31 protein-coding genes are annotated in these 20,908 nt (G+C 43.4%); 3 read left to right on the top strand and 28 right to left on the bottom strand.

What is annotated here, in order from left to right; translation table 11 throughout:
- Nucleotides 1-126 precede the first annotated feature (126 nt).
- The 28 genes from rpmJ to AK825_RS02835 form a co-directional block, all read right to left on the bottom strand.
- Nucleotides 127-243, bottom strand: coding sequence for a 50S ribosomal protein L36 (rpmJ, locus tag AK825_RS02970; RefSeq protein WP_010196721.1), 117 nt, complete (start codon nt 241-243; stop codon nt 127-129).
- 30 nt (nt 244-273) lie between these two features.
- Entirely contained in the window at nt 274-1,605 is a 1,332-nt protein-coding gene (secY, locus tag AK825_RS02965) for a preprotein translocase subunit SecY (protein WP_203226507.1), read from the bottom strand.
- A 19-nt stretch (nt 1,606-1,624) separates the two neighbouring features.
- A complete protein-coding gene (gene rplO / locus AK825_RS02960; RefSeq protein WP_068034621.1) occupies nt 1,625-2,065 on the bottom strand; it encodes a 50S ribosomal protein L15 in 441 nt (146 codons plus the stop codon).
- Complete coding sequence (rpmD, locus tag AK825_RS02955) at nt 2,065-2,244, bottom strand: 50S ribosomal protein L30 (RefSeq protein WP_010196714.1); 180 nt, start codon at nt 2,242-2,244, stop codon at nt 2,065-2,067. The genes rplO and rpmD overlap by 1 nt, the downstream gene beginning before the upstream one ends.
- A 20-nt stretch (nt 2,245-2,264) precedes the next feature.
- Nucleotides 2,265-2,780, bottom strand: a complete 516-nt coding sequence (gene rpsE / locus AK825_RS02950) for a 30S ribosomal protein S5 (RefSeq protein ID WP_010196711.1) — start codon at nt 2,778-2,780, stop codon at nt 2,265-2,267.
- 2 nt (nt 2,781-2,782) lie between these two features.
- Entirely contained in the window at nt 2,783-3,133 is a 351-nt protein-coding gene (gene rplR, locus AK825_RS02945) for a 50S ribosomal protein L18 (RefSeq protein WP_068034619.1), read from the bottom strand.
- A gap of 11 nt (nt 3,134-3,144) precedes the next feature.
- Nucleotides 3,145-3,678 carry a 50S ribosomal protein L6 gene (gene rplF, locus AK825_RS02940; RefSeq protein ID WP_068034617.1) on the bottom strand — a complete coding sequence of 178 codons (534 nt, stop codon included), beginning with the start codon at nt 3,676-3,678 and terminating at the stop codon, nt 3,145-3,147.
- A gap of 207 nt (nt 3,679-3,885) precedes the next feature.
- Nucleotides 3,886-4,284: a 30S ribosomal protein S8 gene (gene rpsH, locus AK825_RS02935; RefSeq protein WP_068034616.1), complete on the bottom strand. Its 399-nt coding sequence runs from the start codon at nt 4,282-4,284 to the stop codon at nt 3,886-3,888.
- Between the two features lie 11 nt (nt 4,285-4,295).
- The gene (gene rpsN / locus AK825_RS02930; protein WP_068034613.1) at nt 4,296-4,601 is read right to left on the bottom strand and encodes a 30S ribosomal protein S14; all 306 of its coding nucleotides are present in this window, start codon (nt 4,599-4,601) and stop codon (nt 4,296-4,298) included.
- A 12-nt stretch (nt 4,602-4,613) separates the two neighbouring features.
- Nucleotides 4,614-5,150, bottom strand: a complete 537-nt coding sequence (rplE, locus tag AK825_RS02925) for a 50S ribosomal protein L5 (protein WP_068034610.1) — start codon at nt 5,148-5,150, stop codon at nt 4,614-4,616.
- A 21-nt stretch (nt 5,151-5,171) separates the two neighbouring features.
- Nucleotides 5,172-5,489: a 50S ribosomal protein L24 gene (gene rplX, locus AK825_RS02920; protein WP_011279796.1), complete on the bottom strand. Its 318-nt coding sequence runs from the start codon at nt 5,487-5,489 to the stop codon at nt 5,172-5,174.
- A gap of 8 nt (nt 5,490-5,497) precedes the next feature.
- A complete protein-coding gene (gene rplN / locus AK825_RS02915; protein WP_010196702.1) occupies nt 5,498-5,866 on the bottom strand; it encodes a 50S ribosomal protein L14 in 369 nt (122 codons plus the stop codon).
- Nucleotides 5,867-6,047: 181 nt separating this feature from the next.
- A complete protein-coding gene (rpsQ, locus tag AK825_RS02910) occupies nt 6,048-6,323 on the bottom strand; it encodes a 30S ribosomal protein S17 (RefSeq protein WP_021813375.1) in 276 nt (91 codons plus the stop codon).
- Complete coding sequence (rpmC, locus tag AK825_RS02905) at nt 6,320-6,517, bottom strand: 50S ribosomal protein L29 (RefSeq protein ID WP_010196696.1); 198 nt, start codon at nt 6,515-6,517, stop codon at nt 6,320-6,322. Before rpmC ends, rpsQ begins: the two co-directional genes overlap by 4 nt.
- Nucleotides 6,517-6,930 (bottom strand): 50S ribosomal protein L16, encoded by a 414-nt coding sequence (gene rplP / locus AK825_RS02900; protein WP_068034608.1) that lies wholly within the window; start codon nt 6,928-6,930, stop codon nt 6,517-6,519. The genes rpmC and rplP overlap by 1 nt, the downstream gene beginning before the upstream one ends.
- A gap of 3 nt (nt 6,931-6,933) precedes the next feature.
- A complete protein-coding gene (rpsC, locus tag AK825_RS02895; RefSeq protein ID WP_068034605.1) occupies nt 6,934-7,659 on the bottom strand; it encodes a 30S ribosomal protein S3 in 726 nt (241 codons plus the stop codon).
- Nucleotides 7,660-7,662: 3 nt separating this feature from the next.
- Nucleotides 7,663-7,992: a 50S ribosomal protein L22 gene (gene rplV / locus AK825_RS02890; protein ID WP_021813373.1), complete on the bottom strand. Its 330-nt coding sequence runs from the start codon at nt 7,990-7,992 to the stop codon at nt 7,663-7,665.
- Between the two features lie 10 nt (nt 7,993-8,002).
- Nucleotides 8,003-8,278, bottom strand: coding sequence for a 30S ribosomal protein S19 (rpsS, locus tag AK825_RS02885; RefSeq protein ID WP_068034604.1), 276 nt, complete (start codon nt 8,276-8,278; stop codon nt 8,003-8,005).
- 11 nt (nt 8,279-8,289) lie between these two features.
- Nucleotides 8,290-9,117, bottom strand: coding sequence for a 50S ribosomal protein L2 (gene rplB / locus AK825_RS02880; RefSeq protein WP_068034602.1), 828 nt, complete (start codon nt 9,115-9,117; stop codon nt 8,290-8,292).
- An 11-nt stretch (nt 9,118-9,128) separates the two neighbouring features.
- On the bottom strand, nt 9,129-9,479 hold the full coding sequence (rplW, locus tag AK825_RS02875) for a 50S ribosomal protein L23 (RefSeq protein WP_068034600.1): 351 nt from the start codon (nt 9,477-9,479) through the stop codon (nt 9,129-9,131).
- Nucleotides 9,476-10,078 carry a 50S ribosomal protein L4 gene (gene rplD / locus AK825_RS02870; RefSeq protein WP_068034598.1) on the bottom strand — a complete coding sequence of 201 codons (603 nt, stop codon included), beginning with the start codon at nt 10,076-10,078 and terminating at the stop codon, nt 9,476-9,478. Before rplD ends, rplW begins: the two co-directional genes overlap by 4 nt.
- A gap of 14 nt (nt 10,079-10,092) precedes the next feature.
- Nucleotides 10,093-10,731, bottom strand: coding sequence for a 50S ribosomal protein L3 (gene rplC, locus AK825_RS02865; protein ID WP_068034596.1), 639 nt, complete (start codon nt 10,729-10,731; stop codon nt 10,093-10,095).
- 49 nt (nt 10,732-10,780) lie between these two features.
- Nucleotides 10,781-11,092 (bottom strand): 30S ribosomal protein S10, encoded by a 312-nt coding sequence (gene rpsJ / locus AK825_RS02860; protein WP_010196670.1) that lies wholly within the window; start codon nt 11,090-11,092, stop codon nt 10,781-10,783.
- Nucleotides 11,093-11,582: 490 nt separating this feature from the next.
- Complete coding sequence (locus tag AK825_RS02855) at nt 11,583-13,178, bottom strand: Rne/Rng family ribonuclease (RefSeq protein ID WP_068034594.1); 1,596 nt, start codon at nt 13,176-13,178, stop codon at nt 11,583-11,585.
- Nucleotides 13,179-13,366: 188 nt separating this feature from the next.
- Complete coding sequence (locus AK825_RS02850; protein ID WP_068034591.1) at nt 13,367-14,062, bottom strand: Maf family protein; 696 nt, start codon at nt 14,060-14,062, stop codon at nt 13,367-13,369.
- Nucleotides 14,063-14,166: 104 nt separating this feature from the next.
- Nucleotides 14,167-14,652 (bottom strand): rod shape-determining protein MreD, encoded by a 486-nt coding sequence (gene mreD, locus AK825_RS02845; protein ID WP_068034589.1) that lies wholly within the window; start codon nt 14,650-14,652, stop codon nt 14,167-14,169.
- Nucleotides 14,653-14,674: 22 nt separating this feature from the next.
- Nucleotides 14,675-15,541 carry a rod shape-determining protein MreC gene (gene mreC, locus AK825_RS02840; RefSeq protein ID WP_068034586.1) on the bottom strand — a complete coding sequence of 289 codons (867 nt, stop codon included), beginning with the start codon at nt 15,539-15,541 and terminating at the stop codon, nt 14,675-14,677.
- Between the two features lie 184 nt (nt 15,542-15,725).
- The gene (locus AK825_RS02835; protein WP_068034585.1) at nt 15,726-16,754 is read right to left on the bottom strand and encodes a rod shape-determining protein; all 1,029 of its coding nucleotides are present in this window, start codon (nt 16,752-16,754) and stop codon (nt 15,726-15,728) included.
- 695 nt (nt 16,755-17,449) lie between these two features.
- Between AK825_RS02835 and gatC the strand changes: the two genes are divergently transcribed.
- From gatC to gatB, 3 genes are all read left to right on the top strand, one after another.
- Nucleotides 17,450-17,764 (top strand): Asp-tRNA(Asn)/Glu-tRNA(Gln) amidotransferase subunit GatC, encoded by a 315-nt coding sequence (gatC, locus tag AK825_RS02830; RefSeq protein WP_068034583.1) that lies wholly within the window; start codon nt 17,450-17,452, stop codon nt 17,762-17,764.
- A gap of 70 nt (nt 17,765-17,834) precedes the next feature.
- Nucleotides 17,835-19,331 (top strand): Asp-tRNA(Asn)/Glu-tRNA(Gln) amidotransferase subunit GatA, encoded by a 1,497-nt coding sequence (gene gatA, locus AK825_RS02825; RefSeq protein ID WP_068034581.1) that lies wholly within the window; start codon nt 17,835-17,837, stop codon nt 19,329-19,331.
- Nucleotides 19,331-20,860, top strand: coding sequence for an Asp-tRNA(Asn)/Glu-tRNA(Gln) amidotransferase subunit GatB (gene gatB, locus AK825_RS02820; protein WP_068034579.1), 1,530 nt, complete (start codon nt 19,331-19,333; stop codon nt 20,858-20,860). The genes gatA and gatB overlap by 1 nt, the downstream gene beginning before the upstream one ends.
- The last annotated feature ends 48 nt before the right edge of the window (nt 20,861-20,908 follow it).

Below are 20,908 nucleotides of genomic sequence, written 5' to 3'. Positions count from 1 at the left end.
ATTGACAGTATTATAAAAGTTTTTGCATAAACTACGGCAAGTGGCGGATGATATCGCATCCGCCGTTATTATTCAAGTATTATTTAAATATATAGATTTGGCTTAAGGCCAACTTCTATCTACCAATTAACCTTGACGTTGCTTGTGGCGTGGTTCTGCTGTGCAAATGATATGTACACGACCTTTACGGCGCACAACCTTACAGCTACCACAAATCTTCTTAACTGATGCTTGAACTTTCATAGCATGCTCCTTGAGATATCACACTACTCGTTAGGGTTGAGTAGGTGACTGAATTAACGTCTGATCATGGTATTGATGGGTCATCAAATGCGCCTGAATTTGCGATATGAAGTCCATTACCACAACCACCATAATCAGTAACGATGTACCACCAAGATTGAACGGCACACCAAATGATGACTGGATGACCATCGGCATTAAACAAATAACCGTCATGTATATCGCGCCAATAAAGGTTAATCGGTTTAATACATGATCGAGGTAACGCTGAGTTTGTTGTCCGGGGCGAATACCTGGAATATAAGCACCGCTACGTTTAAGGTTTTCGGCAACTTCACGTGGACTAAAAACCAATGCTGTATAGAAATAGCAAAAGAAGATAATCATCGCACCAAACAGGACTAAATATAATGGCTGTCCTGGAGACAACACTAATGCCATATTTTGTAATATTTTTTGGGTAAAAGTAGGATCAGTTGAATGACCAACCCACTGCCCTAAACTTGCTGGGAACAAAAGTAACGAGCTAGCAAAAATGGCAGGGATAACTCCTGCCATGTTTATTTTCAACGGCAAATGTGACTGCTGTTGAGCATAAATTTTGCGGCCTTGCTGTTGTTTCTGTGCATAGTTCACAGGAACACGGCGCTGGGCACGCTCAATATAAACGATACCAGCAGTAACCGCGACACCTAATAATACAAAAATAAATAGCACAATCAAGTTCATCTGACCTTGATTGACCTGTTCAATAGACTGCGAAATCATTCCAGGCGTACCAGCAACAATACTGGCAAAAATAAGCATTGAAATACCATTACCTACGCCACGCTCTGTAATCTGCTCACCGAGCCACATTAAGAACATAGCGCCTGCTACCAATGAAGTGACAGCAGGAATGTAAAAGGTAAGACCAGTAGACAATGTCAAGTTTTGACTGATTAAGCCAGCACACATTCCTAATGACTGTACTAGTGCTAAAGCAAGTGTTCCCTGACGGGTATACTTGTTTAGCTTACGTCGTCCCGCTTCACCCTCTTTTTTGAGAGCTTCAAGCGATGGTAATACTGCAGACATCATTTGTACAATAATAGATGCTGAAATATATGGCATAATACCAAGTGCCATAATGGACATACGTTCTAGTGCACCACCTGAGAACATATTAAACATACTCAGAATGGTGTTTTCGTTGCGCGAAAACAGATCAGCCAAATTGACCGGGTTAATACCCGGAACTGGAATATGTGACCCTAAACGATAAACAATCAATGCGCCAATTAAGAATAATAAACGCGTCCATAGTTCATCATACTTACGTATGAATGCAAATGGATTTAGCGGTATACCAGCCGATGACATTGATTGCTTGGACACGTTACTACTCCTCGATGCTACCACCAGCAGCTTCGATTGCTTGCTTGGCACCTTTAGTCACTTTAATACCTTTAAAAGTATAAGCTTTGGTGACTTCGCCTGACAGCATAATACGGGCACGCTTCATGTCATGACGGATAAGGTTAGCAGCTTTAAGTGTTTCAATGCTAACCACATCGCCTTCAATTTTATTCAGTTCAGACAGACGAACTTCAGCAGTTGTCATTGCCATTTTACTGGTAAAACCAAATTTTGGTAGACGACGATATAAAGGCATTTGACCACCTTCAAATCCTGAGCGAATGCTAGAACCTGAACGAGATTTCTGACCTTTTACACCACGACCACCAGTCTTACCAAGACCTGAACCGATACCACGACCACGACGTTGGGCAGTTTTCTTTGCGCCAACACCTGGTGATAATTCATTTAATCTAAGACCCATTACGCTTCCTCCACTTTTACCATGTAGTTGACGCGATTAACCATACCACGTGTTGAAGGAGTATCTTCTACTTCAACAGTATGATTAATACGGCGTAAACCCAATCCTTTCAAGCTCGCTTTGTGGCTCTTTAGGCGATGGGCACCCGATTTAAATTGAGTGACTTTCATTTTTTTCATCGTAACTCACCTAGTCTAAGTTAACCCAAGATTTCGTCTACAGATTTACCACGTTTCGCTGCCATCTTCTCTGGAGTTGACATATCACGTAAACCGTTAAACGTTGCACGAACAACGTTAGCAGTATTGGTAGAACCATAACATTTAGTCAAAACATCTTTGACACCAGCAACTTCTAATACAGCACGCATTGCGCCACCAGCGATTACGCCAGTACCTTCAGATGCAGGTTGCATATAGACTTTACTAGCACCATGACGTGCTTTGATCGGATGATACAAAGTTGCATCATTAAGCTCAACAGTAATCATATTACGTTTTGCAGCTTCTAGTGCTTTTTGAATAGCAGCTGGCACTTCACGTGCTTTACCACGACCAAAACCGACACGACCATTACCATCACCTACTACGGTTAACGCAGTAAAAGAGAAGATACGACCGCCCTTGACCACTTTTGCAACGCGATCAACGGTAACAAGGCGTTCTACTAGACCGTCTGTTTGTTCATTTTTATCATTTTTATCATTTCTAGCCATGATTAAAACTCCAATCCGTTTTCGCGAGCTGCTTCAGCTAAAGCTTTAACTCGACCATGATATTTAAAACCACTACGGTCAAAGGCAACTTTAGTAATGCCAGCTGCTTTTGCGCGTTCTGCGATCATTTGGCCTACAGACGTCGCTGCATCAGCGTTGCCAGTCGCGCCTGAGCGCAAGCTGCCGTCTAAGGTAGATGCCTGAGCAATCACTTCACCACCGTTCGGAGAGATAATCTGGGCATAAATGTGCTTCGGCGTGCGGTTAACCGTCAGACGATGAACGCCTAAAAAACGGATATGCGCGCGGGTTTTCTTAGCTCGACGCAGACGAGCTGCTTTTTTATCAAACATTTCAACTCACCTTATTTTTTCTTAGCTTCTTTGCGAACCACATGTTCGTCGCTATAACGAATACCTTTGCCTTTATAAGGCTCTGGTGGGCGGAAACCACGGATATTAGCCGCTGCTTGACCAAGCTGCTGTTTATTGTTTGATTTTAAAACAATTTCAGTTTGCGTTGGAGTTTCAGCTGACACACCTTCAGGTAGCGTATATTCTACTGGATGCGAGTAACCAACGTTAAGGATTACTTTATTGCCAGTAGCTTGCGCACGGTAACCAACACCAATTAGTTGAAGACGTTTTTCAAAGCCTTCATTGACGCCTGTAACATAATTGTTAAGCAGGGCGCGCATGGTGCCAGTATGCATCATAGCTTCTTTTGAATCGACTGTAGGTGAGAAAATGATTGCATCATCTTCCTGTTTCAGCTCGACCAATTCATGCAGGCGTAAAGACATATTGCCGTTCTTGCCTTTAACTTCGACCTGCCGATCGTTCAAAGTAACGCTCACGCCATTGGGTAGCGTCACTGGGGCTTTAGCCACACGAGACATAGGAATATTCCTTGAAAAATTAAAACTTATATTAGCGAAAAAACTAACAGGCTAAAAAGCCTGCTAGTTTATCATAATTGATCCTATTAAACACTAACGAATTTTTATGAAATCGCTAGACGTCTAATTTACTTTAAGTTTAGAACAATCTTTATCAGATTGAAGCTAACTTAAAAGGATTCAAATAGACTTTATCGTTGTGCTGCCTTAAGCAACAAATGCAACGATTTCACCACCGATACCAGCAGCGCGAGCAGCACGATCACTCATAATGCCTTGGCTAGTTGATACGATAGCAACACCCATACCTTGCTTAACAGTAGGGATAGCGTCTTTACCGCGATGCTGGCGTAAACCAGGACGGCTAAAACGTTGGATAGTTTCGATGACAGCTTTGCCTTCGAAGTATTTTAGTTCAATAGTAAGTGTTGCTTTGTTGTTGTCTTCTTCAGTAACAACGGCATTAGCTACATAACCTTCGCTAACTAATAGATCAGCGATTGATTTACGTAGTTTAGAGCTCGGCATTGCTACCGATACTTTGTTAGCCATTTGTGCGTTACGAATACGGGTTAGCATATCCCCAACGGTATCTTGCATACTCATATAGTTACCCCTTACCAGCTTGCTTTACGAACACCAGGCACATCGCCTTGCATGACTCGCTCACGCAGCATATTGCGTGATAAGCCAAACTTACGGAAGTAGCCATGAGGACGACCGGTGATAGCACAACGATTGCGCAGACGTACTGGCGATGAATTACGTGGTAGAGCTTGTAGCTCTAACATCGCGTCCATACGCTCTTCGTCACTTGCAGTCATATCACTGATGGTTTCTTTTAGCTTAATACGCTTTTCAGCATATTTAGCAACCATTTTTTCGCGCTTTAATTCGCGGTTAATCATGCTCTTTTTTGCCATAACGTCTTTACCTTATTTAAATGGGAAGCCGAATGCTTTAAGTAACGCACGACCTTCTTCATCAGATTGAGCTGACGTGGTGATTGTCACATCCATACCACGGATACGATCAATCTTGTCAAAATCTACTTCTGGGAATACGATTTGTTCTTTGATACCCAGTGAATAGTTACCACGTCCGTCAAAGGCTTTAGGTGAAAAACCACGGAAATCGCGAATACGAGGAATTGCAATGGCAATCAGACGATCTAAAAATTCGTACATTTGCTCACCGCGTAGCGTTACTTTACAGCCAATTGGCCATTCTTCACGAATTTTAAAGCCAGCAACTGATTTACGCGCTTTGGTGACGACAGGCTTTTGACCAGCAATCGCTGTCATGTCAGCTACTGCACCTTCAAGCAATTTCTTGTCTTGAGACGCACCGCCTACACCCATGTTAATTGTGACTTTAGTGATTTTAGGCACTTGCATCACATTGTCTAAACCAAGCTCTTCTTTGATTTGCTGCTTTAGTTTATCGTTATATAAAGATTTTAATCTTGCCATTACCATTACACCCTTAGTGTCTTACGCAGTCGCCACTACTTCACCGTTCGAACGATAGACGCGTTGTTTCTTGCCGTCTTCGCCGAATTGATAAGTAATACGGTCTGCTTTTTGGGTTTGCGCATTTAAGATTGCGACATTTGAGATATGCAGAAAAGCTTCTTGCTTAAGAATGCCACCTTCAACGCCAGTTGCCTGATTTGGCTTCTGATGTTTAGTAACAATATTAATGCCTTCTACTTTAATACGATCATTTTTTACAGCTTGTACAGTACCTTGTTTGCCTTTATCTTTACCAGCAATCACGATAACTGTATCGCCTTTACGTAATTTTGACATGGATTACCTCACAATACTTCTGGTGCTAGTGATACAATTTTCATAAACTGATCACCACGTAGTTCACGAGTTACCGGTCCAAAAATACGAGTTGCAATCGGTGCTTTATTTTGGTTCAACAATACCGCAGCATTGTCGTCAAAACGCAGAACAGAACCATCAGGACGACGAACGCCTTTTTTGGTACGTACAACTACCGCATTCATCACATCGCCTTTTTTAACACGACCGCGAGGAATGGCTTCTTTAACCGTTACTTTAATAATGTCGCCAACTGATGCATAACGACGATGAGAACCACCCAGTACTTTAATGCACTGAACTCGCCTTGCACCGCTATTATCTGCAACTTCCAGCATTGACTCAACCTGAATCATAGCGTTACTCCACACGTATGAGCAAAAAAACCAGTTGCTGCCGCTAGCACAGTATGAGTAGACGGCATTTTAATGTAAATAACCGCACCTTACTCTTAATGTGAGTGATATACGCTCGGCGCAATCAGCATCCTTAAAAAGGCGGCTATTTTAACAGCTTCTGGCTTTTAATGCAATTTACTTAGATTTTTTCTACTTTTTCAACCACATCAACTAAAGTCCAAGACTTAGTTTTTGAGATTGGACGCGTTTCTTTGATGCGGACAAGGTCGCCTTGTTGGCAAACGTTATTCTCATCATGGGCCTTAATTTTTGTAGAACGACGAAGCTGTTTGCCATACAAAGGATGACGAACCAGACGCTCAATCAAAACCGTGATGGACTTGTCCATCTTGTCGCTGACAACTCGTCCTGTCAATACGCTAGCATTGGTAGCTGTTTGATTGTTATCGCTCATGAGTCGCCTCGTTGTTTCTCGTTAATCAAAGTCTGAATCTGAGCAATCGTGCGACGATTGCCTCTGACTTCATGGGTATTACCCAACTGACCAGTTGCTTTAGCCATACGAATACGGAAAGCATCAAGTTGCTTTTCATCAAGTAACTGAGTCAGTTCTTCTAATGATTTATCACGTAATTCACTGATCTTCATTACATTATCGTCCGCTTAACAATGGTAGTTTTAAAGGGCAGTTTTGCTGCAGCAAGCGTTAAAGCTTCGCGAGCAAGCTCTTCTGAAACCCCTTCGAGTTCATATAGCACCTTACCAGGTTTGATTTCGCATACCCAATATTCGACTGGACCTTTACCTTTACCCATACGTACTTCTAATGGCTTGTTGGTAATTGGCTTGTCTGGGAATACACGAATCCAAATCTTACCACCACGCTTAATTTTACGAGTAATGGTACGACGTGCCGCTTCAATTTGACGGGCTGTCATACGACCACGCGTCAAAGATTTTAGACCAATTTGTCCGAATGCAACGGTGCTTCCACGATGAGCTAGCCCAGTGTTACGACCTTTATGCATTTTACGAAACTTGGTACGTTTTGGCTGTAACATAGTTTAACCTCTGTCTGAGTTTCGACGGTTTCCACCACGACCACGGCGTTTTGGCGCACGAGTCTGCTCTTCTTTGACGGGATTGTATACGCTATTCATGCCGTCAAGGATTTCGCCACGGAAAATCCAAACTTTTACACCAATGGTGCCGTAAGTTGTTTCCGCACGTACTGACGCATAGTCAATATCAGCGCGTAGTGTATGCAATGGCACACGACCTTCACGGTACCATTCAGAACGAGCAATCTCAGCACCGCCAAGACGGCCAGACAACTCAACTTTAATACCTTTAGCACCAGAACGCATACTGTTCTGTACAGCGCGTTTCATCGCACGACGGAACATAACGCGACGCTCAAGCTGACTAGCAATACCGTCTGCTACCAAACGAGCGTCAAGATCAGGTGACGTGATTTCTTCAATGTTGACCTGAGCAGGTACGCCCATAATTTTGGTCAATTCTTTTTGAAGTCTTTCGATATCTTCGCCTTTTTTACCGATAACAATACCAGGACGCGCAGTGGCGATGGTAATCTTAGCAGCACCAGTAGGACGCTCGATCATTATGTTGCTGATCATAGCGTTATCTAGTTTTTTGCGTAAATATTCACGAACTTGAATATCGTTGATTAGGTATTCTGAGTATTGTTTAGGGTTAGCATACCAGTTTGCGTTATGCTTTTTTACAACACCAAGACGAATTCCGATTGGATGTACTTTTTGACCCATAACTTATTCTCCTACCTTTATAGTGATGTGACAGGTACGTTTACTGATACGATCAGCACGACCCTTAGCACGTGGTAGGATACGCTTTAGCGTGATGCCTTCATCGACATAGATAGTAGCGACTTTTAGGTCGTCGATATCTAATCCATGATTATGTTCGGCATTGGCGATGGCTGAGTTAAGACATTTCTTAACAAACACAGCGCCTTTTTTATTGCTATACGTTAGGATATCCAAAGCACGTTCGATAGATTTGCCACGAACTTCATCAGCAACGAGTCTAACTTTTTGTGCCGAGATGGCGGCACCGCGTAATTTTGCAGTTACTTCCATGGTAAGCACCTTATTTCTTAGCTTTTCTGTCAATGCCATGACCACGATACGTACGAGTCGGGGCAAATTCACCTAGTTTATGACCAACCATCTGCTCGCTCACGATAACCGGTACATGAGTACGGCCGTTGTGAACAGATAAAGTTAGGCCAACCATTTGTGGCAAAATCATCGAGCGGCGCGACCAAGTTTTAATCGGTTTGCGTGAGTTGGTTTCTAATGCATTCTCAACTTTAGCAAACAAGTGCGCGTCTATGAATGGACCTTTTTTCAATGAACGAGGCATGAAATTCTTCCTTATTTCTTCTTCTTGGCGCGACGGATGATCATATTGTCAGTACGCTTATTATGACGCGTTTTAAGTCCTTTAGACTTCTGACCCCAAGGGCTAGTTGGATGGCGACCTTTGTTACGACCTTCACCACCACCATGTGGGTGATCAACTGGGTTCATCGCTACACCGCGAACGGTAGGACGAATACCACGCCAACGTGAAGCACCGGCTTTACCAAGTGATTTCAAGTTGTTTTCAGTATTAGAAACTTCACCAATAACTGCACGGCAGTTGATATGTACACGGCGAGTTTCACCTGAACGCATACGAAGAATCGCATAAATACCGTCACGACCTAATAACTGAACGCTTGCACCCGCTGCACGAGCCATCTGTGCGCCTTTACCGATTTTAAGTTCGATATTATGGATCACAGTACCCAATGGGATGTTTTTAAGCGGTAAACAGTTACCTGGACGAATTGGAGATGCTTCGCCTGACATTACTGTATCGCCAACTGCTTGTTTTTTAGCAGCAATGATATAGCGACGTTCGCCATCAGCATACTTAAGTAAAGCAATATGTGCAGTACGGTTAGGATCGTATTCAATACGCTCTACCGTTGCTGGAATATTGTCTTTGGTGCGTTTAAAATCAATAATACGGTAATGTTGCTTATGACCACCGCCAATATGACGAGTAGTTATACGGCCATTATTATTACGACCACCTGACTTACTTTTTGATTCGAGAAGCGCTGCATAAGGACGACCTTTGTAAAGGTGTGGATGCACCACTTTTTCAACAAAACGACGGCCTGGTGATGTTGGCTTTGCTTTTACGATAGGCATGAGTGTTATCCTTATTCGTTGTTCGCTGTTTCACTAGTAGAGGTAGTAGTATCAACTACGTCCTCACCAGCATCAGCCATTTGTACATCGTGACCAGCTTTTAGGGTAACATAGGCTTTTTTATAGTCATTACGACGGCCGATGCTCTTACCAAAACGCTTTGTCTTACCTTTAACATTCAAAGTGTTCACTTTAGTAACTTCAACACCTTCAAACATTAGCTCAACTGCTTTTTTGACTTCTAACTTAGTAGCGTTAGCATCAATTTTAAATACTTGCACGCCAAGTGAGTCACCAAGCATTTGAGATTTCTCTGAGAAGACAGGTCCTCTTAAGACCTGATAAAGTCTTGCGTTATTCATGCTAGTGCTTCCTCAAATTGTTTCGCAGCTTCAACTGACATGATCACTTTATCAAAGGCGATCAAGCTCACTGGATCCACTTCGTTTGTACCAAGTACATTGACGTGTGGAATATTGCGGGCGGCTAAGTATAAGTTTTCGTCAACATCTTTTGTGACGATAAGTGCACGAGGTGCATTTAATTCACTTAACTTTGCAATCAACTCTTTGGTCTTAGGTGCAGAGATTGTTAATTCTTCAACCAAGATTAGACGTTCTTGACGTATTAACTCGGCTAAGATGCACTGCATAGCGCCGCGATACATTTTGCGGTTAACTTTTTGTGACCAGTCTTGTGGTTTGGCCGCGAATGCACGTCCGCCCCCACGCCAGATTGGGCTACGAATAGAGCCTGCACGAGCGCGACCAGTACCTTTTTGGCGCCATGGCTTAATGCCACCGCCAGAAACTTCGGCACGGGTTTTTTGTGCACGTGTACCTTGACGAGCACCTGCAAGATATGCAGTGACGACTTGATGCACTAATGCTTCGTTGAATTCACGACCGAAAGCCGTATCAGAAAGCTCAACCGCCGCACCTGTAACTGTTTTTAAATCCACGTTAATCCCCTTGCTTAGGCTTTGATTGACGGACGTACGATAACGTCGCCACCGGTGGCACCTGGGATAGCACCCTTGATGACAAGTAACCCTTTTTCGGCATCAACCGAGACCACTTCTAGGCCTTGAACGGTAACACGTTTGTTACCCATTTGGCCCGCCATCTTTTTGCCTTTGAATACTTTACCTGGCGACTGGTTCTGACCAGTTGAACCATGTGCACGATGAGATACTGAGTTACCGTGCGTAGCATCTTGCATACTAAAGTTGTGACGTTTTACAGGACCTTGGAAACCTTTACCTTTACTATTTCCTGTAACATCAACCATCTGACCTTGTTCGAACAAGTCAGCTAGAATTTCACCACCAATCTCACGACCTTCAAGATCGCTTTCATTGGCACGAAATTCCCAAACACCACGACCAGCTTTAACGCCAGCTTTTGCGAAGTGACCTTTCTGTGCGGCTGTTACGCGGCTGTCACGACGAGTACCTGTGGTGATTTGAATGGCTTGATAGCCATCTACATCAGTATTTTTTACTTGAGTAATGCGGTTTGCATCGACCTCAATCACTGTTACAGGGATAGAGGCACCTGTCTCAGTGAAGACACGGGTCATGCCGCATTTTTTACCGACTAAACCGATCGCCATTTTAGACCTCTTTATATCTTATATTAATGGGTTGGGCATTTAATGTGCATTAACCCAAAGCAATTTGAACGTCAACGCCCGCCGCTAAATCTAACTTCATTAACGCGTCCACAGTTTTGTCAGTAGGTTGAACGATATCAACCATACGCTTATGAGTACGGATTTCGTACTGATCACGAGCGTCTTTATTGACGTGTGGCGAGGTTAGAACGTTGAAGCGCTCAATGCGAGTCGGCAACGGTACAGGACCACAAACTTGCGCACCGGTGCGCTTTGCAGTATCAACAATCTCTTGTGCAGATTGATCAATCAGACGATGATCAAAAGACTTAAGACGGATACGGATTCTCTGGTTAGCCATGCCAGCAAGCTCCTAATATGTGCTTTTATCATTCTTGCTTTGCAAGTAAATGAGTAAAAGCCGTTTGGTTAAATATTCACTTAAAGCGGCCTTCTGTTCTTAACCAGAATGAGTTCGTTAACGGAACTTATAGCGTACTAAAAGCAAAATAGTTTAAAGCCCCGCCGACCCTTCCATTATAGGATGTCAGCAAAGGCATAATGAAATAGTGCTAGAAACGATGCTCTAGCTGTCATAGCGCCAGCTTTTTTATTGGCCGCGCATATATAATTCAGTGGTGTATATTATACATAGTATTTATCTGATTGCAAGACCAATATCTAGAACACTCAACAGCATTATTAAAATTAGTTCACTTCAAAGTTAATCGCTATCTATTATTAGTTATATATATTTGACTAATTTCTAAAATGAGTCATTACAACTCTATTGACTACTTAACGTTTTAATTGCTTCATTCAAAACGCTAAGGTCGAAGACTAGTTACCGTCTAGTCTAATACAATATCATACTGCTCTTGGGTATATAGGTTTTCTACTTCAAAAGTAATAACTCGTCCTAATAAGTATTCAAGATCTGCAACTGTATCCGCTTCTGAGGTTAGTAATAAGTCAATAACGGCAGCATGAGCCACGACTGTAAACTTCTTTGGAGAGTTATAAGTACGAGCGCAGCGCATCATTTCACGAAATATCTCAAAGCAGACTGTTTCGGCTGTTTTGACAAAGCCGCGACCCTGGCATGTCGAGCAAGGCTCGCATAGTTGCTGCCCTAACGACTCACGTGTCCGTTTACGTGTCATCTCTACCAGACCAAGCTCACTGACTTGGGTGATATTGGTCTTGGCATAATCTTGAGTAAGCTGTTCTTGTAAGCTTGTCAGTACATCATCTTTATGTTCTTGCTCTAGCATATCGATGAAATCTAAAATAATGATGCCACCCAAATTACGCAGACGTATTTGACGGGCGATTGCATGTGTGGCTTCAAGATTGGTTTTATAGACAGTATCTTCTAATGAACGTCCGCCGACGAATGAGCCCGTATTGACATCAATAGTCGTCATCGCTTCGGTTTGATCAATAATCAGATAACCACCAGATTTTAAATCAACACGACGTTTTAAAGCATCGCGCAAGTCTTCTTCAACTCGATGCACATCAAACAGTGATTGCTCAGCAGTGTAGTGAACAATGCGATCATAGACAAAGGGCACAAACTCTTTAGCAAAATGCCGTACTTGCTCGTAGATTTGCGTATTGTCAACGATGACTTTTTCGGTGTCTGCATGTACCAAATCACGAATAGAGCGTAGCGGTAAAGACAGCTCTTGATAAATAAGCTCTGAGCTTTGATGGTGGTTCATCTCTTGTCGACGTGCACAAATAGTTCGCCAGAGCTGCACAAGATAGTAAATGTCTTCTTCAAGCTTATCGACAGGGACGCGCTCAGCCGCCGTACGCGCAATCAAACCACCTTTTAAATTGACTGTCTGCATCAGACTGGTCAGCTCAGTTTTGAGACGCGTGCGTTCATCATCACTATCAATACGCTGGGAGATACCAACATGATCGCTTGATGGCAAATATACTAGATAACGTGATGGTAATGAGACGTTGGTAGTCAGACGTGCGCCTTTACTACCTAATTGATCTTTAGTCACTTGTACTAAAATACGCTGACTTTCATGCAGGCGATGTTGGATAAGTGTCTTACTAGGTGCAGCTACGATCTCAGTGGTCTTTGCGCTGACAACAGGTGGCGTTATCTCCAGACTGTCGGCTAATGTTGCTCCAGTGTCCGTCGAATCCACGGCCTCTGGTACAGATTGGTTTTTATTCTTTGAAGTGGGTCGTGGTTCACGCTGCATATCATTGACATGTAAAAAAGCCGTACGTGACTGACCAATATCTACAAAGGCAGCCTGCATTCCTGGTAATACACGTACCACCGTACCCAGATAAATATTGCCTACTAATCCTAACTTATGATGGCGCTCTATGTAAATCTCGCCGAGCACACCATTATCCAAGACAGCCACGCGGCATTCCATGGGACTGACATTAATCAGCAGCTCTTCAGACATATTGTTTTTCTCTTATTGCTTATAGTTCTTATAAACAGTTCTTATAAATAGTGATGAATAGCTCTTTAATAAAAATATAGCTTCCTGAACTTGTAGTGTAACAAACGTCTTAGGGTACTGCCCACCATCCTGCCGTGTCATTATGTGACTAATTACTTTTGCATGTGCCTCTTCAATACCATCTACGCTTATAAACCGTAGATATTATGGCTTTTAGTTGCTTCATCAATTAATGCTAGCGTTTGTGCTAATGGTAATCCTACAACGTTAGTGTAGCTACCATTAATACTCGTTACCCAAGCAGCGGCTAGACCCTGAATAGCGTAACCACCAGCTTTATCAGCAGGCTCATCGCTATCCCAGTAATCACTCATCATATCTTGCGTTAACGGGATAAAAGTGACATCAGTAGACTCAATGATTTGCTTTTGCCATACCACTTTTAACGGCTCATTACTTAATTGTTTATCAGCATCTGTCGTTGGCTTAGCAGGAAGCAATGCTACTAAGGTCGCTTGTACAGCAGTCCATACTTGATGAGTGTTATCAGACATCTGCCGCCACATACTATAGGCATGAGCGCGATCTGCTGGCTTGACTAGCACGGTCTTACCATCAGGCAGCACACCAATAGTGTCGGCTGTTAAAATTATAAATGGCGTAATTGGTTTAGATAGCTGAGAGCTATTACATTGATAGTCTAGGTTTAACTGGGCAATAGCGGCATCGGCTTTAGCAGCAATCATCCGTAGAATATAGTCTTTTGGAGATTCGTTATCATATGGCGTCTCATCAATATCAACGCTCATAATAGTCAAATCAAGCTGGGCACTGGAAAGAAGCTCTTGACGACGCGGCGAACCAGAAGCCAATAGGATATCCATCACTACTCTCTTATTGTCATAATGTTTTACAATTTTAGAACTATCAGTGAGGCACTGAAACTCACTAAGCACTTATTGTATTCGACATAGGTAACGTGCAAATTTTAGCGAGTAAATCCACGTAATATTAATAGTATGATTGGCCAGCTTAAGATACTCATTAATAAAGATAACCCCGATTGTGCGACAAACAGGTTTTGAGTCATTAGCTGCAATACCCATAAGCTTAGTTGAAAAACGATTAACCCTACCGCTGCTAAGAACCAAGCACTAAGCGTATTTAATTGCTTTATCTGAATGCTACATACCCTAAGTGCTAATACCATCACTACCGCTGCGAATGCTTGTTGACCAAGGTGAGTATCCATTAGTAAGTCAGCAGCAATACCAACAGTAAATGCTGTAAAAATACCAACGTAGCGTGGTTGAAATAATAACCAAAATATCAGCACCATAATCATGATCATGGGACGTAAGGTTGCTATGGTCGGGCTTAATGGATAGACATTAGGTGACGAAGCAACCACAAAGCTTAGTATGATTGCGAGCAGCATCTTACTAGGTGAATGCTCAGAGTTCGAAAGCGCCATGAGTGCTTGCCTTAACGTTTATTTAGCGACTGGCAGGTATTGATGATTGGGTGTCAACGTGCACTATTTTATCTTGCAGGATTAGTACATAAGCATTATCAACAAAATTGGCGGCAGGTGATACCTCGATGCTTCTAAAGTTATCAGCTTGGGTATCTTTAATACGAGCAATACGGCCTACTCGATAACCTGCTGGAATACGTCCGCCAAGACCAGAAGACACTAACTCATCGCCAATACGTACGTCTGAGGTTTTGAATACGTAGTTAAGTCTTAGTGAGGTTGGGATACCCGCACCTGTGACGATTGCGCGTTGACCAGTACGCTTGATGGTTACTGCGACTGACTGCTGTTCATCAGTGATCAATAACAAGCGACTGGTATTGGGATATACATTAATAATTTGTCCCAAAATACCGTTTTCATCAATAACTGTTTGCCCAACTTGGACACCATCTTGAGCGCCCTTATTAAGTACAACGATTTGCTTAAGCAAATTGGTATCTGTACCGATTACTTGTGCTAAATTTAGATCAAACAAGTCAGGCTTGGTAGTTGACAAAATGCCTTGCAAGCGTGCGTTTTGTGCCAAGACATAATCTTGCTGCTGGAGCTTTGCTTGTGCATGAATAAGTTGCGACTTTAGTTGTACGTTTTCGCGGCGCAACGCTTCTTTTGATTGCACGCTACCACGTACCCAATGCTCAGCATAGCTTGGCAATAAAGAAAACTCATAGATAGGCTGCATGGCTGCATGGCTGATACTGCGAACAGGCTTGAACCACTCTGGATTTTTGCTATCAAACCACATGACTATTAGCGCCACTATTAATACAATAACAGTCCTACGAAGTGCGAGTGGTTGACGGGCAAAAATACTTGGGATCATAGGGCATCTAATTTGATCGGTACCCAGCGCGGGGTATAAAGCCATCACACATAAGAGATGACGACATATGCTAGTTATTAATGTGACAAAGGCAGTCTCGTTGACCGCCTCTGTGTAGATATTTTCTTTGGCTTAGATTTATCACCTAGAATGTATCTAAAGGCGCTTTAATAATCAAAAAGGCTTATACAAAAATCATATTCAAGCTTTTGTTATTAATGAAATCAAGCGCGATGCCACCGCCACGGCTAACACAGGTCAGTGGATCTTCTGCGACAGTAACTGGTAGACCAGTCTCTTTTGAGATAAGCTTGTCCAAATCACGTAGCAATGCGCCACCACCAGTCAAGACAATTCCACGTTCTGCAATATCTGATGATAACTCAGGCGGAGTCTGCTCAAGTGCTGCTTTTACTGCGCTCACGATACCACTTAATGGATCGCTTAGTGCTTTTTGAATCTCTTCTGAATTGATCGTAAACGTCTTAGGTACGCCTTCTGCCATACTACGACCGCGAACCTCTACTTCTAAATTGCTATCTTCGTTAAGCGCTGAACCTACTTCTTGTTTAATACGCTCAGCTGTGGTTTCACCAATCACGCAACCATGTGTACGGCGTACGTGGGTAATGATGGCATCATCGAACATATCACCGCCAATCCGGATTGACTCTGCATACACACAACCAGATAGCGCAATAACAGCAATCTCAGTAGTACCGCCGCCGATGTCAACAACCATTGAGCCACTGGCTTCGTGTACCGGCATGCCCGCACCAATAGCCGCTGCCATCGGCTCTTCTAATAACAATACCTTGTTAGCGCCTGCTGATGATACCGCTTCACGAATAGCCTTGCGCTCAACCAAAGTAGATTTGCAAGGTACGCAAACTACTACATTGGGCTGTGCCATAAAACGCTTGGCTTTTACTTTGGCAATAAAATGCTTCAGCATCTTTTGCGTCACTTCAAAGTCAGCAATGACACCGTCTTTTAATGGACGAATAGCCGTAATATTGGCAGGTGTTCGCCCTAGCATTTGCTTGGCATCAAGACCGACAGCAGCGACGGTAGGGTTTTGGGTACGGTTGCTACGTAAAGCGACCACTGTAGGCTCGTCGAGCACCACACCTTTATTAGGAATAAAGATTAAGGTGTTCGCAGTACCAAGGTCGATAGCGATATTATTTGATAAAAATCCAAACGGGTTCATTAATATATCCAGCGGCTTACAAATGAGGCGAATGAGATGACTGAGGCGGTGCTCGTCGGTATTGAGTAGATTGTAGTCAGGTGCTCAGATTAGCAAAAGCGTATCTTTGCGACAAGTTGAATCCGAGCAATAATGACTAAAAGCCAAAAGTGAGCTAAATTATACCGATTTAGCTCAAAAAAAACACAGATATTTGCATCAGAAAGTCAGGATTTTAGTTTGAAACGCTAAAAGTTGTTACAAAGTTTGAAATAGTAGTAAATACTATTCAACTTAATGAAACATCATTTAATTCAATAACTAACAAGGCTCTATCAACAGTTGACAATTTTGCTCAATAGCAAGTGCATACTGTAACGTATTTCAGAACACAATGGGTGAGCAATTAGGAATGAAACATTAACTATACGGTCAGTTTGACAAACCATTCTATCTTGGTTGATATTATGCATCAATCAGGCGCCCTGCTCTGTAAACTTGGGTCAGATGCTTTATAATAAGCCAACTCTATATGAGATTCTTTAGCACTTATCTATTTTAGTTTTATTATTTACTTATATTAGGGCGTGTTCTTAATCTGAACAAGTGAACCTCTAATGGACTAATAGTCGCTTAATTGCTAATCGTTCAATTAATAAATACTTACTCTTAATAAATACTTACTCTAACAAAAACTGTCCTTCACTGGAGAAATTATGTCACAGCAACCAGCAACGTCTGACAGCAACGTCAGCCGTGAAGAAATCTTAGAAGTTGCCAACCTTGCACGTTTAGGTGTTGATGAAAATACGGCGAGCAGCTATGCCGATGATATTAGTAAAGTATTAAAGCTGATGCATACTCTTAGCAACGTTGATACGACTGATATCAAACCATTATCGAATATCCATGAAGCTTGCCAAGAATTGCGTGCTGACGTTGCCAAACACGACATTAACCGCGAACGTAATCAATCGGTCGCGCCTGCTGTAGAAGATGGCCTGTATCTAGTGCCACAAGTTATTGAGTAATTTGTTCTACTTATTTTTGCGCTTATTTTATCCTATTTTACGCTATTAACATCTTGACGGACGACACCCTATGTCTGAACTTCATCTATTAAGTACCCAGCAACTCATTACGGGCTTGCAAGACAAACAATTCAGCAGCCTTGAGCTGACCGAACATTACATCAAGCGCATAGACGCGCTAGATAGCAAGATTAACAGCTTTATTACTCATACCTCGGAGACTGCCCGAGCGCAAGCGCAAGCAGCAGACGAGATGCGTGCACAAGGTGATAAAAGACGCTTATTGGGCGTGCCTATGGCGCATAAAGATATCTTTTGTACCCAAGGCGTATTAACGACTTGTGGCTCAAAAATGCTACATAACTTCGTCTCACCTTATAACGCCACTATTGTCTCTAACATTGATAAAGCGGGCATGATTAGCCTTGGTAAGCTCAATATGGATGAGTTTGCGATGGGCTCAGACAACAGCAGCTCTTATTACGGTACCGTACAAAACCCTTGGGATCTAGAACGCGTTCCAGGTGGCTCTTCTGGTGGTAGTGCCGCAGCGGTCGCCGCAGGTTTTATCCCAGTCGCAACCGGTAGTGATACGGGTGGCTCTATTCGTCAGCCTGCTTCATTTTGCGGCTTAACAGGCATCAAACCTACTTATGGCCGCGTATCACGTTTTGGTATGATTGCCTACGCTTCAAGTCTTGATCAAGCTGGTAGCATGGGTCGTAGCGCTAAAGATTGTGCCTATCTATTACAACCAATGATTGGTCACGATCCACGCGATGCAACCTCTATCAAACATGATATGCCGGACTACGTGCAAGACCTTAATGATGCAGAAGCTGCTGCTGGCGATAAGCCGTTTGATGGTTTACGTATTGGTGTCGCTAAAGAATATTTTAGTAAAGGGCTTGATGCTGAAGTAGAACAATCAGTACGTGCTGCTCTGAAGAAGTATGAAGAACTAGGCGCGACAATCGTAGAAGTGAACATCACTGACCCTGATATCACGCTTGCGACTTACTATATGTTAGCGCCTGCAGAAGCGTCTTCGAACCTGTCGCGCTTCGATGGCGTGCGTTTTGGTTATCGCTGTGAAAACCCAACCGATCTTATTGATTTATACACGCGCTCACGCTCTGAAGGCTTTGGTCCTGAAGTACAGCGCCGTATCTTGACAGGTACGTATGCGCTGTCTGCTGGTTATTTTGACGCTTATTATACTAAAGCACAAAAAATACGCCGCTTAATCGTTAAAGACTTCGAAGACGCTTTTGCCAACTGTGATGTCATTGCCAGTCCAACTGCACCAACGGCTGCTTACAAGCTTGCTGAAGATCTTGACCCTGCAACCATGTATTTGGGCGATGTTTATACAATCGCGGTTAACTTAGCCGGTCTACCTGCGCTCAGCCAGCCAGTTGGTCTGACCTCAGAAGGCTTACCTGTTGGCTTGCAACTAATTGGTCAATATTGGCAAGAAAGTAAGCTGCTAGCCACCGCGCATCTGTTCCAGCAGCATACAGATCACCATTTGCAACACTCTACCATCGCGAAGGAGACGGTATAATGAACACAGCAACTACTACTGATAACAATGCCGTCCGCAAACACGCTGTTCGTAAAGAGCTATTCGTCGATGGTTATGAAGTAGTCATCGGTATCGAAATCCACTGCCAGCTGAATACAGAGAGTAAGATATTCTCCAGCGCACCGACTGACTTCGGTCATGAGCCAAACAGCCAAGCCAGTATCGTAGATTTAGGCTTGCCCGGTGTACTACCAGTTCTAAATGCTGGCGTGGTCGATCGTGCGCTAAAATTCGGGATTGGTGTCAATGCTGAGCTGGGTCTATTTAATACCTTTGACCGTAAAAACTACTTCTACCCTGACTTGCCTAAAGGCTATCAAATTACCCAAATGGCCAACCCTATCGTTGGCGAAGGTTATATCGATGTCATAGTCAATGAAGGCGAGAAAAACGAATACCCTAAACGTATGGGCATCACCCGCGCGCATTTAGAAGAAGACGCTGGCAAGTCAGTTCATGATGCCGTCGATGGTATGACTGGTGTGGATTTGAACCGTGCTGGTACGCCATTAATCGAAATCGTCTCTGAGCCTGATATGCGTTCTGCTCACGAAGCACTGGCCTATATCAAAGCCATTCATCAGCTGGTCACGTGGTTGGGTATCTCAGATGCGGTCATGGCAGAAGGGTCATTCCGCTGCGACTGTAACGTCTCTGTGCGTAAGCCTGGCGCAGAATTGGGTACGCGTACTGAACTCAAAAACCTAAACTCGTTCCGCTTTATCGAACGCGCCATCAATCGTGAAATCGAGCGTCAAATAGATATCATTGAAGACGGCGGTAAAGTTATCCAAGCAACGATGCTTTATGATCCAGAGCGCGATGAAACTCGCACCATGCGTACCAAGGAAGACGCCAACGACTATCGCTATTTCCCTGATCCTGACCTGCTCCCTGTACGTATTGAGCAGCATACCGTTGATGCGATTAAAGCAGCCATGCCTGAACTACCTGTTGCCCGACGTGCGCGTTTTGAAGAAGCGCTTGGGCTGTCAGAATACGACGCTCGTATCTTAACGGGTAGCCGTCAGCTTGCTGATTACTTTGAAGATGTCGTTGCCGAAGTGGGGCAACAAGATGCGAAGATGGCGGCTAACTGGGTCATGGGCGATCTGCTGGGTGCACTGAATAAAGATGATAAAGACATCATCGACTCCCCTATCAGCGCCAAGCAATTGGCTGGCATGCTGGAACGTATCAAAGATGATACGCTATCTGGCAAATTGGCTAAGAAGGTCTTTAGCGCCCTGTATGAGCGCGAAGGCGGCAACGATGATGATGCAGCAGATAAAATCATCGAAGAAAAAGGTCTTAAGCAAGAAACGGATACGGGCGCTATCAAAGCTATCGTTGAAGAAGTCATCGCGAAAAACCAACCGATGGTGGAAGAGTATCGCGGCGGTAAGGAAAAAGCTTTTAACGGTCTGGTGGGTCAAGTCATGAAAGCCAGTCGCGGTAGTGCCAACCCGCAGCAAGTGAACCAAATCCTAAAAGAACTATTGGGTTAAGGTAAACGGCAAAGTAGTTATGCTGACTATGATACTTAGAATTGTGTT

The sequence above is a fragment of the Psychrobacter sp. P11G5 genome, assembly GCF_001593305.1.
GTDB lineage: Bacteria > Pseudomonadota > Gammaproteobacteria > Pseudomonadales > Moraxellaceae > Psychrobacter.
The sequence above is the reverse complement of the archived record's forward strand: the minus strand, read 5'-3'. Positions and strand labels throughout refer to the sequence as shown.